This window comes from Pacificimonas sp. ICDLI1SI03 (genome assembly GCF_054740865.1).
The window spans coordinates 1,699,588-1,717,906 of the sequence record NZ_JBSQAU010000001.1; the positions used below are offsets into that span (position 1 = coordinate 1,699,588).

Here is an 18,319-nt window from a genome sequence, read left to right on the forward strand (position 1 = left end):
CATGCCAGCACGATGACAGCCCCCAAGGACATCCTGACCTTCTGGTTCGACGAGACACCGTCCGACCTGCATTTCAAGCAGGACGATGATCTGGACCGGACGATCCGGGAGAGGTTCGGACAGCTGCACGAAGATCTATCCAACCACATTCCGGACGCATGGCTGGCGACGCATGACGGTCTTCTGGCCGCCATTATCGTTCTCGATTAGTTCAGCCGTAATTTGCACCGGGGCAGTGCGCGCGCCTTTGCCCAGGATCAGGACGCGCTGCACCTGGCGCAATTGGCGATCGAGCGGGGCTGGGACCAAGATTATTCCGAGGAGGAGCGGCAGTTTCTCTATATGCCCTTCATGCACGGTGAAAATATGGACGCGCAGAATCGTGCCGTTGAATTGTTCACCGCGCTTCGCGGCGACGAGCGCCCGGAATTTGCGCTGGGCCATAGGGACATTATCGAGCGCTTTGGAAGGTTTCCCAACCGCAATGCCGCGCTAGGTCGGGAGACGACACCGGAAGAACAGAGCTTCCTGGACGAGGGCGGCGGATATTAGGTCGTCACGCCGATTCCCCTGCCCTCGTACGGAAAAGGCGTCTGCGCCACCTTCCCACTAGGCTGCACCCTCGCTACATGCCGTCGTCTATGACCGACGACACGCCCCCCGATTATCGCGATACCGTTTTCCTGCCGAAGACCGACTTTCCCATGAAGGCGGGACTGGCGCAGAAGGAACCTGCCATTCTGGACCGCTGGGCGCGGACGGAGGTCTATAAGCGGCTGCGCGAAAAGCGTGCGGGGCGGGACACATGGATCCTGCATGACGGCCCGCCCTATGCCAATGGCGATATCCATATCGGCCATGCGCTGAACAAGATCCTGAAGGACATCACCGTCCGCATGGCGACGCTGCGCGGTTTCGATGCCCCCTATACCCCCGGCTGGGACTGTCACGGCCTGCCCATCGAGTGGAAGATCGAGGAGCAGTACAGGAAGAAAAAGCGCGACAAGAACGATGTCGATCCCATCGAGTTTCGCCAGCAATGCCGGGACTTCGCCGCAAAATGGGTGGAAATCCAGTCTGAGCAGTTTCAGCGCCTGGGCATCATGGGGACGTGGGACCGCCCCTATCTGACCATGGATTACGACGCCGAGGCGATCATCGTCGAGGAATTCCTGAAAGTCGCCGGATCCGGCCGCCTGTATCAGGGCGCAAAGCCCGTCATGTGGTCGCCCGTAGAACAGACCGCGCTGGCCGAGGCGGAGGTCGAATATAAGGACATCACCTCGACGCAGATCGACGTGGCGTTCGAGATCGTCGAGGCGCCGAACGCGCCCGAGCTGGTCGGTGCACATGCGGTCATCTGGACGACGACGCCTTGGACCATTCCGGTAAACCGGGCCCTGTCCTATGGCGAGGACATTGAATATGTCGCCGTGAAAACCGGCGGACGCATCATCCTTGCCGCCACGGAGTTGCTGGCCGACACGCTGGGCCGTCATCCGGCAAATAGCGTCGATGACAGCGTTGAAATCTGGCGCGGCAAGGGCAGCGACCTTGCAGGTGCCATCGCGCGGCATCCTCTGCACGATCTGCATCCCTTCTTCGCCGACCCTCGCCCGCTACTGCCCGGCGATTTCGTTACCACCGACAGCGGTACGGGCCTCGTCCACATGGCGCCCGACCATGGCGAGGACGATTTTCGCCTGTGCGGTAAATATGGCATCGAGCCGATCTTCGCGGTCGATGACGGCGGCGTTTACAAGGCGGACTGGCCCGTCGTCGGCGGCAATCACGTCTATAAGGTGAACGCGCCCGACGGGCCGATCTGTACCGCCCTGAGCGAAGCCGGTGGCCTGCTGGCGGCGTCGGCGGATTACGAGCATTCCTATCCGCATTCCTGGCGGTCAAAGGCAAAGCTGATCTATCGCTGCACGCCGCAATGGTTCGTGCGCATGGATGGCGAGCACAGCCTGCGCGAGATCGCCCTTGCCGAGATAGAGAAGACCCGCTTCGTCCCGGAACGCGGATATAAGCGCCTGAAATCCATGGTCGAGGGGCGGCCCGACTGGGTGTTGTCGCGCCAGCGCGCCTGGGGCGTGCCGCTGACGCTGTACGTGCACAAGGAAACCGGCGAGTTCCTGACCGACGAGGCCGTCAACCGCCGCATCATCGACGCCGTGCGCGAAGGCGGTGCAGATGCCTGGTTCGCGGCAGACCACCAGATCCTGCTAGGCGATCAATATGACGCCGCGGACTATGTGCCGGTGCGCGACATTCTGGACGTCTGGTTCGATAGCGGATCGACGCACGCCTTCGTGCTGGAATCAGGCAAGTGGCCGGACCTGTCATCGCCCGCCGACCTGTATCTGGAGGGCAGCGACCAGCATCGCGGCTGGTTCCAGTCGTCACTGCTGGAAAGCTGTGCCACGCGCGGGCGGGCCCCCTATAAGGGCCTGCTGACGCATGGCATGACGCTGGACCAGACAGGCCGGAAACAGTCCAAGTCGCTGGGCAACACGACCGACCCCAAGTCCATCATCGATGTCCAGGGCGCGGATATATTGCGCATGTGGGTGTCCGCCGTCGACTATACCGAGGATCACCGGATCGGCGACGAGATCCTGAAAGGGATCGGCGACCGCTACCGCAAGCTGCGCAACAGTTTCCGATATTTGCTGGGTGCGCTCAGCGATTTCGACGCGGCGGAGGCGGTGGACGCCGCCGATATGCCGGAACTGGAACGCTGGGTATTGCACCGGCTGGCGACGCTGGACGCGACATTGCGGGCGAAGGCGGAGGCGTTCGAATATACCGGCTATCTGACCGCGCTGGAGGGCTTTTGCGGCTCCGACCTGTCCAGCTTCTATTTCGACGTGCGCAAGGATTCGCTTTATTGCGACGCGCCGGACGATCCCCGGCGGCGCGCATGCCGCACTGTGCTCGACATATTGTTTCATGCGCTGGTGCGCTATGCCGCGCCCATCTTGGCGTTCACGGCGGAAGAAGTGTGGCAGACACGCTTCCCGACCGAAGATGACAGCGTGCATTTCGCCGACTGGCCGCAGGTGGATGCGGGCTGGCTGAACCCGGACCTCGCAGAAAAATGGGATCGCCTGCGCGCGATACGCGGCGCCGTTACAGAGGCCATCGAACCGTTGCGGCGGGAAAAGACCATCCGTTCGTCCAACGAAGCCGATGTCGCGCTGGTGCTGGCCGATGTAGAGGCGCTGGCCGATGTCGACAGTGTCGATTTTGCCGAGCTGGCCATTATCGCCCGGGTGGATGCCCGCACGGACGCCGTCGGGGGAGCCGCCGCGTCAGAGGCGTATCCGGACGCATGGATAAGGGTGGACCGTACCGAGCTGGAAAAATGCGCCCGATGCTGGCGCCACACGCCGGACGTGGACACGGGACCGCAGCTATGCCGCCGCTGCAGCGAGGTCGTGCAATCATGACGGCCCGTACCGCCTATGTCGTTGCATTCATTGTTTTCATCGCCGACCAACTGTCGAAATGGTGGATCGTCGAGCGGCTGCAACTGGAAAGCCTGGGCTCGATCCCGCTGCTGCCGTTCCTGAATTTCACCTGGGTCGAGAATGTCGGCATCGCCATGGGGCTGATGCAGGCGGGCAGCGATCTGGGGCGCTGGCTGCTGGTCGCGTTGACGGGCGGTATTGCCATTGCGATCGTCTGGTGGATCAATTCGGAGCGCGACCGCACCGACCTGATCGCCATGGCGCTGATCCTGGGCGGCGCGATTGGTAATATCATCGACCGGGTGCGTCTGGGCTATGTTATAGATTTCGTTCACTTTTATGTGGGCGAGTGGAGCTTTTATGTTTTCAATGTCGCCGACGCGGCCATTACGATAGGCGTGGTCCTGCTATTATTACGTGCGTTTTTCGGGCAGAATGCACATGCCAAAAAGGAAGAAAATCATGCGTAACCTGATTGCCATCACCGGGGCAGCTCTTGCCCTTAGCGCTTGCGGCGGCGGCGGGGACGGTGTGTTTGGCGGCGACCGGGGTGCACCGGACGAGTTCGCCATCAGCCGCAACGCCCCCCTGGTCGTGCCGCCGGATTTCAACATGGAGCCGCCGCGCCCCGGCGCACCGCGCGCCATCGAATCCGATGCGCAGACGCAGGCGATGGAGGCGCTGTTCGGTCCCGGCGTGCGTCCCCCGGCGAAAAGCCAGTCGGAACAGATGTTGCTGAACGATGCCGAGGCCACGAGCCCTGAACCCAGCACCCGTTCGACCGCCGGAGACCCCGATACTTTGGTGATCGACAAGGGCGCGCAGGTGAAGGACATCGTCGCCGCACCCGCAGGTTCACAGGACGCCGATACTGCCCGCGCGAGCGTCAGCGGCTAAGCGGTTGAGGATGCGGCAGGGCTGACAGCGCTGTTAGCCCCGCCGCCTCCTACAAGCTGAAGTTCTTCGCCACGCTGCGGCTGAAGGAACCGAGTACGCCGCGACCTATGCGAGCGCCGGTGGTGCCACCGATTGAGCGGCCGATTTCCGCGCCCAGCGTGCTGCCCGCCATTCCCACAGATTTTGCGGCTGTCGACTGGCGAGCGCGTCCGCTCGGCTGTCGGCCCGCAAGCTTTTCGCCCAGATTGCGCGCCTGATCCGCGACGACGGCGCCCGCAACACTGGCTGCGACCTTGCCAAATATCTTTCCCAGCCACCCACCTGCGGCGGCGGAGCGGTCATTGGTTTTCCTGGCGGCGCGTGCTTCTGCCTCCGCCTGCTCCATTTCCTCCGCCTGAGCGGCGTCGGCCGCGCGTACAGCGAGCAATTCATAGGCAGATTCGCGATCGATCCCCTGCCGGTATTTGATGCCGAGATCGCTGGAGGCGATCACCGCGATCCGCTCCGCCCCCGTCAGCGGGCCAAGGCGAGAGGCGGGCGGGCGCACCATCGTCTTTTCAACCGGCGTCGGGGCGCCATCCTCGGTCAGCATGGAGGTCAGCGCCCAGCCGGTTTTCAATTCCGTCACTTCGCTGCGCACATCGACGTCGGGATTCGGCCTGAATGTGTCCGCGACGGCGCGAATTGCCTTTTGCTCCTTTGGCGTGAAGGCGCGCAGGGCATGTTGGACGCGGTGCGCCAGCTGGCCGGAGACTTCGTCAGGCACATCGGCGGGATTTTGGGTGATGAAATAGACGCCCACGCCCTTTGAACGGATCAGGCGCACGACCTGTTCGATCTTGTCGACCAGCGCCTTTGGCGCCTCATCGAACAACAGGTGCGCCTCGTCAAAGAAGAAGACGAGCCTTGGCCTGTCCGGGTCGCCCACCTCTGGCAGCATCTCGAACAGTTCCGACAGCAGCCACAGGAGGAACGTGCCATAAAGGCGCGGATTTTCCATCAGCCGGTCGGCAGCGAGAATGTTGACCACGCCGCGGCCATCGTCCGCCGTTCGCATGAAATCGGAAATGTCGAGCGCGGGTTCGGCAAAGAACTGCTCCCCGCCCTGCTCCTCCAGTTGAAGCAGGCGACGCTGGATGGCGCCGATCGATGCCGTTGAGACATTGCCGTATCTGGTCTTCACCTGGCCGGCATTGTCGCCCAGCCAGGTCAGCATGGCGCGCAGATCCTTCAGATCGAGCAGCAGCATCTTTTGCTCGTCGGCAATTCTGAAGGCGATGGTCAGAACGCCCTCCTGCGTGTCGTTCAGGTCGAGCAGGCGCGCGAGCAGAAGCGGTCCCATCTCGCTGATCGTCGCACGGACGGGGTGCCCCTGTTCGCCGAACAGGTCCCAGAAGGTGACGGGCATGGGTTCGTAACGATAATCGTCGAGGCCGATTTCCGCCGCGCGCTCCAGCAGTTTTTCATGATGTTTGAACTGAGGAGAGCCCGGCATGGCGAGGCCGGCAAGATCGCCCTTCACGTCCGAAAGAAAGGTCGGCACGCCCGCGCGGGAAAACCCCTCGGCGAGGATTTGCAGCGTCACCGTCTTTCCCGTGCCGGTGGCGCCCGCGATCAGACCGTGGCGATTGGCCCGCGACAGCAGCAGTTCCTGCCGCGTTTCGCCGCCCTTTCCCAGAAATATGCCCTCAGATGTCATGATCCCCTCCCCCCTGACGCGCCGCACCTTTAGCGGCGGTCATGCAGATCGACAAAACCGGTAGCACCTGCCCATTGCCGTCAGTCGCGAACAGGCGTTCAGGAAGGCGGATTTTCGCAGGGGACGATCTCTTCGGGGGCAGGACGAGGCCCCGTGGCGCGAAAAACCGCGACATAGGTGCGCCCCTCCTCAAGCGGGGCCTGTGCGACCTGGGTAAACTTCATCGCCTTGAGCTCGCATTCCAGCAGCGCGGGGGGCGTGCCATGCTGGCTGGTAATCCGGTCCGCATCCACGATGGCGATGGTACCATTCGGCTTCAGGCTGGACCGCAAATGCCACAGAAATGCGTAAGGGTTTTCGATTTCATGATACATGTGGATCATCAGGGCGTGATCCAGGCTGTTTTCGGGCAGGTCGGGGTCCGCCGGGCTGCCCAATATTGCCTCTACATTGCCAAAGCCGTTTGCACTGGCGCGCACGCTGAGATCCTGAACCACGTCCGGGAAAATATCCTGCGCATAGACCTGCCCGTCGGGGCCCACGGCCTCCGCCAGTTTTTGCATGTAGAAGCCGAGACCGGCGCCGATATCGGCAACCGTCTCTCCCTCCTCTACACCCAGCACGGAAAGGACGGTTTCCGCCTCGCCCGTGCCCTCCCGGCTTTCCTCATCCGAATATTGGTTGGAGGTGATGGCAGATACGGGCCGCTCCACCGGCGGGAAGGGCGTGATATCGGCGCTCGGCTCCGCTTTTCCGTTGTCGCATGCCGCAAGACCGAGAAGGCAGATGGAAAGAAGCAGTTTCGTGGACATGGACACCATCTAAACCTACTTGGCAGGAATGGCACGACCCTTCTTCAAAATGCATGGCCTTGGCAATGATTTCGTCATCTTTGACGCGCGCAGCGAGGAACTGACATTATCGCGCGCGCAGATCCGCGCCATCAGCGACAGGCGTACCGGCGTCGGCTGTGATCAGCTGTTCATCATGGAGCCGTCCGAACGCGCCGACGTCTTCATGCGCATCTACAATGCGGACGGCAGCGAGGTGGAGGCGTGCGGCAACGGCGCCCGCTGCATCGCGCGGCTGGTTGCGGAGGGCGACGCGCCCGTGCGGATCGAAACGGTGGCCGGGATCATCGAAGGGCAAATGGAGGGCGCGCTGGCCGCGCTCGATATGGGTCGTCCCGCATTCGACTGGGACCGCATTCCGCTGGCCTATGCCATGGATACGGTCGAAATGCCGGTCGGCTGGGAAACGCTGCAGGGTCCGGGTGCGGTCAATGTCGGCAATCCGCACGTCGTCTTCTTCGTGCCGGATGCCGCCGCTGTCGATCTGGAACGCCTGGGGCCGCTGATCGAGACCGATCCGCTGTTTCCCCAGCGCATCAATGTAGGCGTGGCCCAGATCAACGCTCGTGACGACATTGTGCTGCGCGTCTGGGAACGCGGTGCCGGCCTGACACAAGCCTGCGGTACCGGCGCATGTGCCGCCGCCGTCGCCGCCATGCGGAGAAGGCTGACCGACCGAAAAGTCAGCGTGCACCTGCCGGGTGGTACGCTGCGCATCGAATGGCGCCCCGACGACCACATCCTGATGACCGGCGATGCCAATATCGCCTTTACCGGCGAAATCGCATTGTGACGGCGGACATCATCAACATGGGATGCCGCCTGAACATTCACGAGGGCGAGGTTATCCGCGCGCATCTGGCGGGGCGGCCCGACATGGTGGTCGTGAACAGCTGCGCCGTTACCAATGAGGCGGTGCGTTCCACCCGCCAGACGCTGCGCCGCCTGCGCCGCGAGCGGCCGGACGCCACCATCGCCGTCACCGGCTGTGCCGCGCAGATCGATCCCGATAGCTTTGCCGCCATGCCGGAGGTGGACCGCGTCATCGGCAATGCCGACAAGCTGTCAGCGGCAGCATGGCGGGACGAAAAGGACAGCGTTTCCGACATCATGTCGGTCAAGGAAACCGCACCGCACCTGGTCCCCGGCATGAGCGCCAATACGCGCGGCTTCGTCGAGGTTCAGAATGGCTGCGACCATCGCTGCACATTCTGCATCATTCCCTATGGCCGGGGCAATTCGCGCAGCGTGCCCGCCGGACTGGTCGTGGAGCGGGTAAAGGCGTTGGTCGATCACGGCCACCGGGAGGTCGTACTGACCGGTGTCGACCTGACCAGCTATGGCCCCGACCTGCCGGGCAGGCCAACGCTGGGCAGCCTGATCGCGCGCATCCTGAAGCACGTCCCTGCACTTGAACGGCTGCGCATTTCGTCAATCGATTCCATCGAAGCGGACGCTACGCTGATCGACCTGATCTGCCAGGAAGGCCGCATCATGCCGCACCTGCACCTGAGCCTGCAGGCGGGCGACGACATGATCCTGAAGCGCATGAAGCGCCGCCACACGCGCGACGACGCCATCCGCTTTGTGGAAAGCGTGAAGGCGCGGCGGCCAGAGGTCGCCATCGGCGCCGACATCATCGCCGGCTTTCCCACCGAAAGCGACGCCATGTTCCACAACAGCCTGGCGCTGATCGACGAATGCGACATCGTTTTCGGCCATATCTTTCCCTATTCCGCACGAAGTGGCACGCCCGCGGCACGGATGCTCCAAGTGCCGATGCCGATCAGGAAGGCACGCGCCAAGGAATTGCGCGTTGCGGCGGCGGCGCGGCGCGACCGCTGGTATGCTGGACTATCGGGCGCGGCGGCGTCCGTGCTGGTCGAACAGGGCGGCGGCGGACATACGGACCAGTTCGCGCCGGTGCGCCTGACCGGGCGGGCAGCTGCGGGCGATGTCGTGACCGCGCGTATCCTGGGCCATGCCGACGGGCGATTGCTGGCCGAGGTCGCATGATCCATTGCCAGCCCGTAAAGGTCCGCCTGTTGCGGAATGACGACTGATCTAGGAAACACATGAGCGAAACAGACGCCCCCACCCCGAAAACATCCTGGCTTGGCCGGCTGCGGTCCGGCCTTGGTCGATCGTCGAGCAAGCTGACGGAGAATCTGGCCGTTCTGTCGCGCCGGCCCCTGGACGATGAATTGCTGGAGGAGATCGAGGACGCGCTGATCGCCAGCGACCTGGGCCCTGCCATGGCAGCCCGCATCACCGCAAAGCTGGCGGCGGAGAAATATGACCGGCAGGTCACCGACATGGACGTGAAACGCCTGGTCGCGGACGAGGTCGAGGCGGTCATGACCAAGGTGGCCAAGCCGCTGGACATCACCGCATTTCCGCGCCCGCACACCATATTGGTGGTCGGCGTCAACGGGTCGGGCAAGACGACGACGATCGCGAAGCTGGCGCATCTTTATCAGGAACAGGATTATCGCGTCATGCTGGCGGCGGGGGATACTTTCCGCGCCGCCGCCGTCGAACAATTAAAGGTCTGGGGCGACCGGTTGGGCGTAGAAGTCATATCCGGACCCGTCGGCGGGGATGCCGCCAGCCTGGCCTTCGACGCGCTGACCAAGGCGTGGGAACTGGGTTCCGACGTTCTGATCATCGACACGGCGGGGCGCCTGCAAAACAAGCAGGGCCTGATGGACGAGCTGGCCAAGATAAAACGCGTGTTGAAGCGCCGCATGGAGTCGGCGCCCCACGATGTCGTGCTGGTGCTGGATGCGACGACGGGTCAAAATGCACTGACGCAGATCGATGTCTTCAAGGAGGTGGCGGGTGTCACCGGCCTGACCATGACGAAGCTGGACGGCACGGCGCGCGGCGGCGTGCTGGTGGCGGCGGCGGAACGATCCGCCCTGCCCGTGCATGCCATCGGTGTCGGCGAGAAGCTGGGCGACCTGCGCCCCTTCGATCCGCGCGCATTTGCAGAGGCGCTTGCCGGGATCAGCGATGCAGAGGAGCGGACCTAGCCCCGCCTGGAGCCCACATCTGCCAGGCGTCTGAGGCGCCTAACTTGCCGGCAAAAAGCCGCGCGGATCGACCGCCTTTCTACCGCGCCGCAACTCGAAATGCAGCTGCGGCTCCGTCACCGAGCCGGTCTGCCCCACTTCGGCGATGACCTCACCGCGGCCCACGCGGTCACCGCGTTCCACATAGAAGGCGTCGGCGTGGGCATAGGCGGAGACCCATTCGTCGTCATGCTTCAGGAGGACCAGATTGCCCCAGCCCTCCACGCCATTGCCGGCGTAGATGACCGTCCCGGTGCCCGCCGCGCGGACGGGGGTTCCTGTGTCCGCCTTTATATTGAGGCCGTCATTATAAAGGCCGCCTGCCTTTGCGCCATAGCCTGACAGGAGGCGACCCTCGACAGGCCAGATGAAGCGGCCGTCAAAAGGCGCGGGGGGTGGCAGCTCGGATGCCGCCGCCTGCGGGGCAGAGGCATCGGCGACGGCGGGCTCTCCGCCAGTGATGATATCGTCAATATCGATATCGAAGGCCGCCTGCTGCGAAAGCGGGACATCTGCGGGGGGTGCGGTGTCAGGAGGGGAGGTATTGGGCGTTGCAGCCTCCGTCTCGGCCACTTGCTGGGGCGGGGCACCGTCTGGCAGCAGCAGTCGTTCGCCTACCCGCAAAAGGTAGGGCGGCTGAAGATTGTTCGCGGCGACGATGCGGTCCCATGCCACGCGATAGGCGAGCGCAATGGCGATGCCCGTTTCACCGCGATTGACCCGGTGATAGCGCCCGCCGGGAATGCGGAGCCGTTGCTGCGGGAAAATGACATAGGGCGGCGACAGGCCGTTGGCGTTCGCGATTGCACGCGTACTGGCCCCGGTCCGCTCCGCGATTCTTGACAGCGCATCGCCCGGCTGAACGACATAATCCTGTGCCGGGACGGCTCGCGCGTTCGTCTCGACATCGCGCGGTTGCCAGCGTTCGCGCGCCTCTGGCGGCTGCGGCTGCGCGACCTCCGAAGCCGCCGGTTGCGGGGCCGTGGCGAAGGGCGGGCTGCTGCTGCGCGGTGCGACGCAGGCAGTAAGTGCAATCGGAACGGCAAGGAGGGCGGCGCGGCGCATTGGCGAGGAATAACGCAGCCGCAACCGGCGCGACAAGGGCGGCATCGGGCTAGTCGAAGTCTCGCACCGCAGTACGCAACCGCTCCATCGTGGGATAGTGGGTCATGTCGAGATGCAGCGGCGTTACCGAAATCCGCCCCTGCCGCATGGCGGTCAGGTCGGTCTGGTGCCCAGGCTGCGGCGATTCCCGGCCAAGGCCGAACCAATAATAGTTGAAACCGCGCGTATCCGTGCGCTGTTCGATGCGGGTGTGGCCGTAGTCGCGGAAACCCTGTTCGCAGATGCTGATGCCCTCCACCTTATCCGGCGCGACGGGCGGAAAGTTCACGTTCAGCAGCGTGCCCCGGTCCCAGTCCATGTCGATCAGCGGTCGCAGTACCTTCGCACCCCAGGCCCGAGCAGTATCGAAAGCACTTTCGTCGCGCAGCGCCGCCATTTCCTGACTTAGGGCGATGGAGCGGATACCGTAGAGCGTTCCCTCCATCGCGGCGGACACGGTGCCGGAATAGGTGACATCCTCCGCCAGATTGCCGCCACGATTGACGCCCGACAGCACGAGGTCGGGCGGCGAGTCCTTCATGATATGGCCCAGCGCCATCATCACGCTGTCGGTCGGGGTGCCGACCACGCTGAAGCGGCGTTCCTCATGCTTCCTGAGACGCACGGGCACGGTCAGCGTCAGCGAGTGTCCGGCGCCGGACTTCTCCTCCGACGGTGCCACGATCCAGATGTCGTCGGAAACCTGCCGCGCGATCTCCTCCAGCACGGCAAGGCCGGGGGCGTGATAGCCGTCGTCATTGGTCAGGAGAATGCGCATAAATGTCCTTTACTCACTCATCATTGAACGCCGGCATGTGGCGTGCGGGCGAACGCCGCCCCCTCCGCACGACCCGCCGGTCAGCGGCGCCTAATCATTAGCGGGTGTCAGCTCTGTGACACCGCCCATATAGGGATGCAGCGCCTCCGGCACCGCAACCGAACCGTCTGCCCTCTGATAATTTTCCAGGACGGCGACCAGCGTTCGTCCCACCGCCAGGCCAGAGCCGTTCAAAGTGTGCAGGAACTCCGTCTTCTTCTCGCCCTCCCGACGCATGCGCGCGTTCATTCGCCGCGCCTGAAAATCGCCGAATTGCGAAATGGAGCTGATCTCCCGGTACATGTTCTGCCCGGGCAGCCACACCTCCAAGTCGATTGTCTTGCGGGCGGTGGCGCTCATGTCGCCGACCGACAGCAGCATACGGCGATAGGGCAGGTTCAGACGCTCGAGGATGGTTTCGGCGGCGCGGACCTTTCGCTCCAGCTCCGCCTCCGACTGGTCGGCCGCGACGACCGAAACGAGTTCCACCTTCTCGAACTGGTGCTGGCGGATCATGCCCTTCGTATCGCGCCCGGCGGAGCCAGCCTCCGACCGGAAACAGGGGGTCAGGGCGGCAAAGCGCAGCGGCAGCGTTTCCGCCGCCACGATCTGATCGCGCACCAGATTGGTCAGCGGCACCTCCGCCGTCGGAATCAGCCAACGGCCATCCGTCGTGCGGAACAGATCGTCGGAGAATTTCGGCAATTGCCCGGTGCCGAACACCGCCTCGTCACGCACGAGCAGCGGCACATTTGCCTCTAAATAGCCGTGGTCCCGCGTCTGTACGTCAAGCATCCACTGACCCAGCGCACGGTGCAGGCGCGCCACCTGACCGCGCATGACCGCGAAGCGGGCGCCGGAAATGGCGGCGGCAGCCTCGAAATCGAGACCGAGCGGCGCGGCGATGACATCATGTTCGCGGGCATCGAAATCGAAGCGGGGCGGATCGCCGACAGTCTTTACGACGACATTGTCATCCTCCGTCAGCCCCTCGGGAACATCGTCCGCCGGATGGTTGGGAAGGGCAGCAAGCATGTCGGCGAGTTCCGCCTTCAACACGCGTTCGCGCTCTTCCATTTCGGGAATGCGCGTCTTTAGCGCCGCAACCTCCGCCTTAAGCCTTTCGGCCTCATCCTTGTCGCCTGCGCCCATGGCGCGGCCGATCGCCTTTGATGCGTCATTCCGGTGGGCCAAGGCCGACTGAAGTTCCGTCTGAACGGCGCGTAATTGTGCGTCACTGGCCACGATGCCGGTCGCAGCAGGCTCGTGGCCCCGGCGCTTTAGCTGGCGGTCGAACGCGCTGGGATCGTCGCGAATAATTCTGATGTCATGCATGACGCTTCATCTGCCGCGACGGGAGAACCTTCGCAACCGTCACGCGCGCGCCGCGTTGATGGCAAAACCACAATAAACTGGAGACCCCATGGACCTTCCCAACAAATGCGAAATCTGCGTCGTGGATGGAGAAAAGCTGCTGCTGCTCGTGAATCAGGGCGATAGCGATTATCCGAATCTGGAGGTGATCCGGAAGGATACGCAGGACAATCCCTCCGATGGGGAACAATCCGCCAACCGCCCCGGACGCCAATCCGAATCTACGGGGCCGCGCAGTTATGCGTACAGCGATACCGATTTTCACCAATTGGCCGAAGATCGTTTTGCAGCTGATGCAGCAGATATTCTTTATAAACGCGCGCATTCAGGGAAATTCGACCAGCTGATCGTGATTGCCCCGCCAAACACGCTTGGCGAACTGCGCAAACATTATCACGTTTCCGTCAAGAACAAGCTGTTGGGTGAAATCGACAAGGAGGCGACGAACCTGCCCCCGGACGATATTTCCAAAATGGTGAAGGCCGCCTAGCGCCGGACGGCCCGCGCTGTCCGGCAGGAACAGCGTGGGCCGCCGATGCCGGATTATTATGCTCGACATTTACACAATTTGGCGAACGCGCCCGCTATCCCCGGAAGCGCCGTAGCAACGAAGATGTGTCCTGGCGCCCGCCGCCGAGACGCTGGACGTCCTTATAGAATTGATCGACGAGCGCCGTCAGCGGCAGGGAGACGCCGCGCGCCTCCGCCTCTGCCAGCGCAATTCCCAAATCCTTGCGCATCCAGTCGACAGCGAAGCCGAAATCATATTCCCCCTTCGCCATGGTGCCTGCACGGTTGTCCATTTGCCAGCTTTGCGCCGCCCCCTTGCCGATCACGTCAAAGACCGCATCAGGATCGAGGCCCGCCTCCATGGCAAAGTTCACCGCCTCTGACAGGCCCTGAAGCATGCCTGCGATGGCGATCTGATTCACCATCTTGGTGGTCTGACCCGCGCCCGCCGGACCCATATGGCCGACCCGCTTTGCATAGGCCTGCATGATCGGCTCGCCGGCTGTAAAATGCGCTGCGGAGCCGCCGACCATCACGGTTAGCTGACCATTTTCCGCACCGGCCTGACCGCCAGAAACAGGCGCATCGAGCACACCGAAGCCGTTTTTGTGCCCCTCCGCCGCCAACTCTCTGGCGATGGCGGCGGAGACGGTCGTATGATCGATAAACAGGCTGCCCGCCTGCATCGCCGCGAAACAGCCATCTTCGCCCAGCGTGACCGCGCGCAAATCATCGTCCCGGCCGACGCAGGTCAGCACGAAATCCGCGCCCCTGGCGGCCTCGGCAGGCGTTGCCGCGAATGTACCCCGATGTTCGGCGGTCCAGGCCTTCGCACGTTCCGAAGTCCGATTGTAAACGACAAGCTCGTGTCCGGCGGCGGCCAGATGGCCGGCCATGGGATAGCCCATGACGCCGAGGCCCAGAAATGCAATCTTGCTCATGCAGCGGGGGTATAACGGTGCGGCCGGGTACGTGAAAGGCGCTCATTGTCCCTTAATGCCGAGGGCCTTAGATGCAGCGCGATGCCCGCACTGAAATTCCTGTTGATCGCCATTCTCGTGGTCGGACTTGCCGTCGGCGCGTGGTTCGGCTGGCAGCGCCACCAGGAGCAGGCGCTGTTTCGTGAAACCATCGCAGCGAATATCACCGCGCCGACCGGCACCGGCCTGTTCGTCGAGCAGCTGAACCACTGGGTTTATAACAAGGAAGGCTTTGAACAGTGCCAGGCGCGCTATGTCTGGTCGCCGCTGGGCGCGACGCCGCTGCAAATCTATCAGCAGGGCGGCGATTGTTCGGACAAATCGCGGCTGCTGTCCGCCATGCTGGACAGTGTCGGCATGGATTCGACGCTGGTGATGCTGTCGCCCTGCCGAACCTGCGCATCGACGCATACCATCGTGAATGCGGAGGTGAAGGGAGACGTGGTGGCCGCCGATCCCGTCTATGACATCGTATGGCCTGACCCGGCAGGCGGCTATCGCGGCGTCGCCGAAATCCGCGACGATCCCGCCATTCTGGCCGAGCGTCTGGCCGAGCTGAAGCGCCTGCGGCCCCTGCCCGACAAGATTCACTTCCACAGTCCCGACGAGATGAAATACGGCTTTCCAAAGACCGTGAACTGGGACCGCGACGCGGTCTTTGCAGGCATTGGCGGCTTGGTTGGACAATTTACCGATGAACCCTATCTGGTTCAGCGGCCCCGCATCTTTGAGGATCCGAAACTGTTCCTTATGTGGGTCGGCCTGGTGCCCGCCGGAGTGGCGGCCATTCTGCTGGTGCTTTTGCGTCGCCGTCTGCGCTAAGGCGCTCTCGACTCGTATCGATAGAAGAGGAATTCCCCCCATGTCCGACTTTGACCTGATCGTCATTGGCGCCGGTCCCGGTGGCTATGTCGCCGCCATTCGCGCCGCGCAGAACGGCCTGAAGGTCGCCTGTGCCGAAAGCCGCGAAACCCTGGGGGGAACCTGCCTGAACGTCGGTTGCATTCCATCGAAGGCGTTGCTGCACGCATCCGAATATTATGAGCAGGCGAAATCCGGCGCGCTGGAAAAGTTCGGCGTGAAGCTGGGTTCCGTAAAGCTGGACTGGGATGCGATGCAGCAGGAAAAAACGAAGGCCGTCGGCGAGCTGACGGGTGGTATCGAGTTCCTGTTCAAGAAGAACAAGGTGGAATGGCTGAAGGGCCGCGCCGCCTTCACCGACGAGAATACGGTGGAAATCGGTGGCAAAAGCTACACGGCCGACAAGTTCGTCATTGCGACGGGCTCCAGCGTGACACCGCTGAAAGGCGTTGAAATCGACGGCGAGGTCGTGATTTCCTCAACCGAGGCGCTCTCCCTGCCAAAGGTGCCGAAGCGCATGATCGTCATCGGCGGTGGCTATATCGGCCTGGAGATGGGGAGCGTCTACAGCCGCCTGGGGACCGAAGTGACCGTCGTCGAATATATGGACACGATCACGCCGGGCCTGGACGCGGAAGTCACCAAGGCATTCGCCCGCATCCTGAAGAAACAGGGCCTGGAAATGAAGACGGGCACGAAGGTCACCGGCGTAGAACGTTCCGGCAAGGGCGCGAAAGTTACCGTCGAACCGGCAAAGGGCGGCGATGCGGAAGTCCTGGAAACGGACATCGTCCTGCTGTCCATCGGCCGCGTGCCGAACACCGAAGGTCTGAACCTGGAAGCGGCGGGCCTGTCGCTGAACGATCGCAAGCAGATCGAGGTGGACGAGCGGGGGCGCACAGCTGTCGAGCATATCTATGCAATCGGCGACGTTACGCCAGGCCCCATGCTGGCGCACAAGGCCGAGGATGAGGGGGTTGCCGTCGCCGACTGGGCGGCGGGCCGCACCGGCTATGTCAATCACAAGGTGATCCCCGCCGTCGTCTACACCCATCCGGAAGTCGCGAGCGTCGGCCTGACGGAGGAACAGCTGAAAGAAGCCGGTACCGCCTACAAGACCGGCAAATTCCCCTTCGCCGCCAACAGCCGCGCGAAAACGAACCGGGATATGGACGGGTTCGTAAAGGTACTGGCGGATGCGGAAACGGACAGGGTTCTGGGCGTCCACATCCTGGGCACCATGGCCGGAACGATGATCGGTCAGGCGGCACAGGCCATGGAATTCGGTGCGTCATCGGAAGACATCGCGCTGACGTGCCATGCGCATCCGACCCATTCGGAAGCCCTGAAAGAGGCCGCCATGGACGTGGAGGGCTCGCCCATTCACGCCTGATCGGCAATATAGCACCTTTGCCGGGGTCGGGCCGATCCGGCCCGACCCCGGCGCATAATGCCTAATTCTGCGGCGGCATCAGCACCGTGTCGATGATGTGAATCGTGCCATTTCCGGCGGCGACATCGCTTTCGACGATCGCAGCCTCGTCGCCATCCGCATCAACCAGGACGGGAACGCCCTCTTCGTTCATCTTTCCGGTGATCTGAAAGCTGTTGCTGGTCGTCATGGTGGCTTCCGAATCGGAGCCGCCCTCTATGGCCGCCGTCAAATCCGCTGCTTTCATGTCATTACGCAACAGATGATAGCCGAGAACCTGCCGTAACGAGGAGGCATTTTCGGGGTCGGTCAGATATTCCAACGTCGATGAGTCGACCTTTTCAAAGGCTTCATTGGTAGGCGCGAAGAGAGTGAAGGACTCTGCCCCGTCGATGAAGGGACCCATATTAGCCCCCTCCACGAGACCGTTCAGTGTCGAAAGATCGGGATTGCCGGCAAGCACTTCACTGGCGGTTGGGCCAGCCGGCTCTGCGGCAACAGCTTCCTGCTCCTCGACCTCCACGGCGGGCTCGGGCTGCGGCGAATCACACGCAGCGAGCCCCAATATTGCGGAGCTGCAAAGAAAAACGGAAAATGCGGTACGTTTCATAAACTCTCTCCCCAGAGGTTTTAACCGCGAAAACTATATCAAGCCGCACCGAATATTAAACCCCTCATGTAATTCTTAGCGGGGAGGCAGACCCAGAGCTTCCTTGACCAGTTCAGTCACACGGTCGCGCGTCTCGAATTCCTCGAACAACCATTCCGCGCGGTCGGTCTGTTCGGGGGCAAGTGTTTCCTCCGTTCGCTCGCCATCAAGAACGGTGGTGCGCACGCCGCGGCGGCGCACACAATCAGTCTCTTCGCAAATCAGCGTCATTCCCCATGCCTGGCGCGAAATACTGGCAGGCACATTGCTGCCGAGGGCGGCAGGGTCGATAGAGATGGACCAGCGCGTCGTCACGGCCTCCGCACCTTCCGCATCGCTACGGGCGATCACTTCGATTTCGGTCCAGGACCATTCATCGTCTTGCAGCGAGACGTCCTGTACGTCCCAGCGAATGGCGATCACGGCATCCCCATCCCGCCGGCTTTGTGCCACGCCTGTCAGAAGCGGCGCGATCGCGGCGCGGGCCTGCTGCTGCTGTTCGGGCGAGGGGAGGCTGTAATTGCCGCAGGACGCGAGCGCACCGCAAAGGATCGAAATGATCGTGAGATTCAGTTTCCGCATTGAGATGCCCCCA

17 protein-coding genes and 1 pseudogene are annotated in these 18,319 nt (G+C 62.8%); 10 read left to right on the plus strand and 8 right to left on the minus strand.

Annotated elements, in window-relative coordinates:
- Window positions 1–12 precede the first annotated feature (12 nt).
- From ACSMXM_RS08195 to ACSMXM_RS08210, 4 genes and pseudogenes are all read left to right on the plus strand, one after another.
- Window positions 13–552 (plus strand): annotated as a pseudogene (locus tag ACSMXM_RS08195) (DUF924 family protein).
- 89 nt (window positions 553–641) lie between these two features.
- On the plus strand, window positions 642–3,455 hold the full coding sequence (ileS, locus tag ACSMXM_RS08200; protein ID WP_460315427.1) for an isoleucine--tRNA ligase: 2,814 nt from the start codon (window positions 642–644) through the stop codon (window positions 3,453–3,455).
- Window positions 3,452–3,946, plus strand: coding sequence for a signal peptidase II (gene lspA / locus ACSMXM_RS08205; protein WP_460315428.1), 495 nt, complete (start codon window positions 3,452–3,454; stop codon window positions 3,944–3,946). The genes ileS and lspA overlap by 4 nt, the downstream gene beginning before the upstream one ends.
- A complete protein-coding gene (locus ACSMXM_RS08210; protein ID WP_460315429.1) occupies window positions 3,939–4,373 on the plus strand; it encodes a DUF3035 domain-containing protein in 435 nt (144 codons plus the stop codon). Before lspA ends, ACSMXM_RS08210 begins: the two co-directional genes overlap by 8 nt.
- 49 nt (window positions 4,374–4,422) lie before the next feature.
- Here the strand turns inward: ACSMXM_RS08210 and ACSMXM_RS08215 are convergent, their stop codons facing one another.
- Together ACSMXM_RS08215 and ACSMXM_RS08220 are read right to left on the minus strand one after the other, a co-directional pair.
- Window positions 4,423–6,072: a helicase HerA-like domain-containing protein gene (locus ACSMXM_RS08215; protein ID WP_460315431.1), complete on the minus strand. Its 1,650-nt coding sequence runs from the start codon at window positions 6,070–6,072 to the stop codon at window positions 4,423–4,425.
- 98 nt (window positions 6,073–6,170) lie between these two features.
- Window positions 6,171–6,884, minus strand: a complete 714-nt coding sequence (locus ACSMXM_RS08220; RefSeq protein WP_460315433.1) for a class I SAM-dependent methyltransferase — start codon at window positions 6,882–6,884, stop codon at window positions 6,171–6,173.
- A gap of 28 nt (window positions 6,885–6,912) precedes the next feature.
- On the opposite strand from ACSMXM_RS08220, the gene dapF reads away from it, so the two are divergent.
- From dapF to ftsY, 3 genes are read left to right on the plus strand one after another with little or no spacing between them, the layout of a single operon-like run.
- Window positions 6,913–7,716: a diaminopimelate epimerase gene (dapF, locus tag ACSMXM_RS08225; RefSeq protein WP_460315435.1), complete on the plus strand. Its 804-nt coding sequence runs from the start codon at window positions 6,913–6,915 to the stop codon at window positions 7,714–7,716.
- Window positions 7,710–8,939 carry a tRNA (N(6)-L-threonylcarbamoyladenosine(37)-C(2))-methylthiotransferase MtaB gene (gene mtaB, locus ACSMXM_RS08230; protein WP_460316381.1) on the plus strand — a complete coding sequence of 410 codons (1,230 nt, stop codon included), beginning with the start codon at window positions 7,710–7,712 and terminating at the stop codon, window positions 8,937–8,939. Before dapF ends, mtaB begins: the two co-directional genes overlap by 7 nt.
- 59 nt (window positions 8,940–8,998) lie before the next feature.
- The gene (gene ftsY, locus ACSMXM_RS08235) at window positions 8,999–9,958 is read left to right on the plus strand and encodes a signal recognition particle-docking protein FtsY (protein ID WP_460315437.1); all 960 of its coding nucleotides are present in this window, start codon (window positions 8,999–9,001) and stop codon (window positions 9,956–9,958) included.
- A gap of 39 nt (window positions 9,959–9,997) precedes the next feature.
- On the opposite strand, the gene ACSMXM_RS08240 is transcribed toward ftsY, so the two are convergent.
- From ACSMXM_RS08240 to serS, 3 genes are all read right to left on the minus strand, one after another.
- Window positions 9,998–11,107 carry a peptidoglycan DD-metalloendopeptidase family protein gene (locus ACSMXM_RS08240; protein ID WP_460315439.1) on the minus strand — a complete coding sequence of 370 codons (1,110 nt, stop codon included), beginning with the start codon at window positions 11,105–11,107 and terminating at the stop codon, window positions 9,998–10,000.
- Window positions 11,108–11,111: 4 nt separating this feature from the next.
- Entirely contained in the window at window positions 11,112–11,879 is a 768-nt protein-coding gene (surE, locus tag ACSMXM_RS08245) for a 5'/3'-nucleotidase SurE (protein ID WP_460315441.1), read from the minus strand.
- A gap of 90 nt (window positions 11,880–11,969) precedes the next feature.
- The gene (serS, locus tag ACSMXM_RS08250) at window positions 11,970–13,253 is read right to left on the minus strand and encodes a serine--tRNA ligase (RefSeq protein ID WP_460315443.1); all 1,284 of its coding nucleotides are present in this window, start codon (window positions 13,251–13,253) and stop codon (window positions 11,970–11,972) included.
- Between the two features lie 88 nt (window positions 13,254–13,341).
- Here serS and ACSMXM_RS08255 point away from each other — a divergent pair, with 88 nt between their 5' ends.
- Window positions 13,342–13,782 carry a host attachment family protein gene (locus ACSMXM_RS08255; protein WP_460315445.1) on the plus strand — a complete coding sequence of 147 codons (441 nt, stop codon included), beginning with the start codon at window positions 13,342–13,344 and terminating at the stop codon, window positions 13,780–13,782.
- Window positions 13,783–13,876: 94 nt separating this feature from the next.
- Here the strand turns inward: ACSMXM_RS08255 and ACSMXM_RS08260 are convergent, their stop codons facing one another.
- Window positions 13,877–14,743, minus strand: a complete 867-nt coding sequence (locus tag ACSMXM_RS08260; protein ID WP_460315447.1) for an NAD(P)-dependent oxidoreductase — start codon at window positions 14,741–14,743, stop codon at window positions 13,877–13,879.
- Window positions 14,744–14,824: 81 nt separating this feature from the next.
- Here ACSMXM_RS08260 and ACSMXM_RS08265 point away from each other — a divergent pair, with 81 nt between their 5' ends.
- Together ACSMXM_RS08265 and lpdA are read left to right on the plus strand one after the other, a co-directional pair.
- Entirely contained in the window at window positions 14,825–15,604 is a 780-nt protein-coding gene (locus ACSMXM_RS08265; RefSeq protein ID WP_460315449.1) for a hypothetical protein, read from the plus strand.
- A 40-nt stretch (window positions 15,605–15,644) separates the two neighbouring features.
- Entirely contained in the window at window positions 15,645–17,036 is a 1,392-nt protein-coding gene (gene lpdA / locus ACSMXM_RS08270; protein WP_460315451.1) for a dihydrolipoyl dehydrogenase, read from the plus strand.
- A 61-nt stretch (window positions 17,037–17,097) separates the two neighbouring features.
- Here the strand turns inward: lpdA and ACSMXM_RS08275 are convergent, their stop codons facing one another.
- On the minus strand, window positions 17,098–17,685 hold the full coding sequence (locus ACSMXM_RS08275) for a fasciclin domain-containing protein (protein WP_460315453.1): 588 nt from the start codon (window positions 17,683–17,685) through the stop codon (window positions 17,098–17,100).
- A 75-nt stretch (window positions 17,686–17,760) separates the two neighbouring features.
- Complete coding sequence (locus ACSMXM_RS08280) at window positions 17,761–18,306, minus strand: hypothetical protein (RefSeq protein ID WP_460315455.1); 546 nt, start codon at window positions 18,304–18,306, stop codon at window positions 17,761–17,763.
- Between the last annotated feature and the right edge of the window lie 13 nt (window positions 18,307–18,319).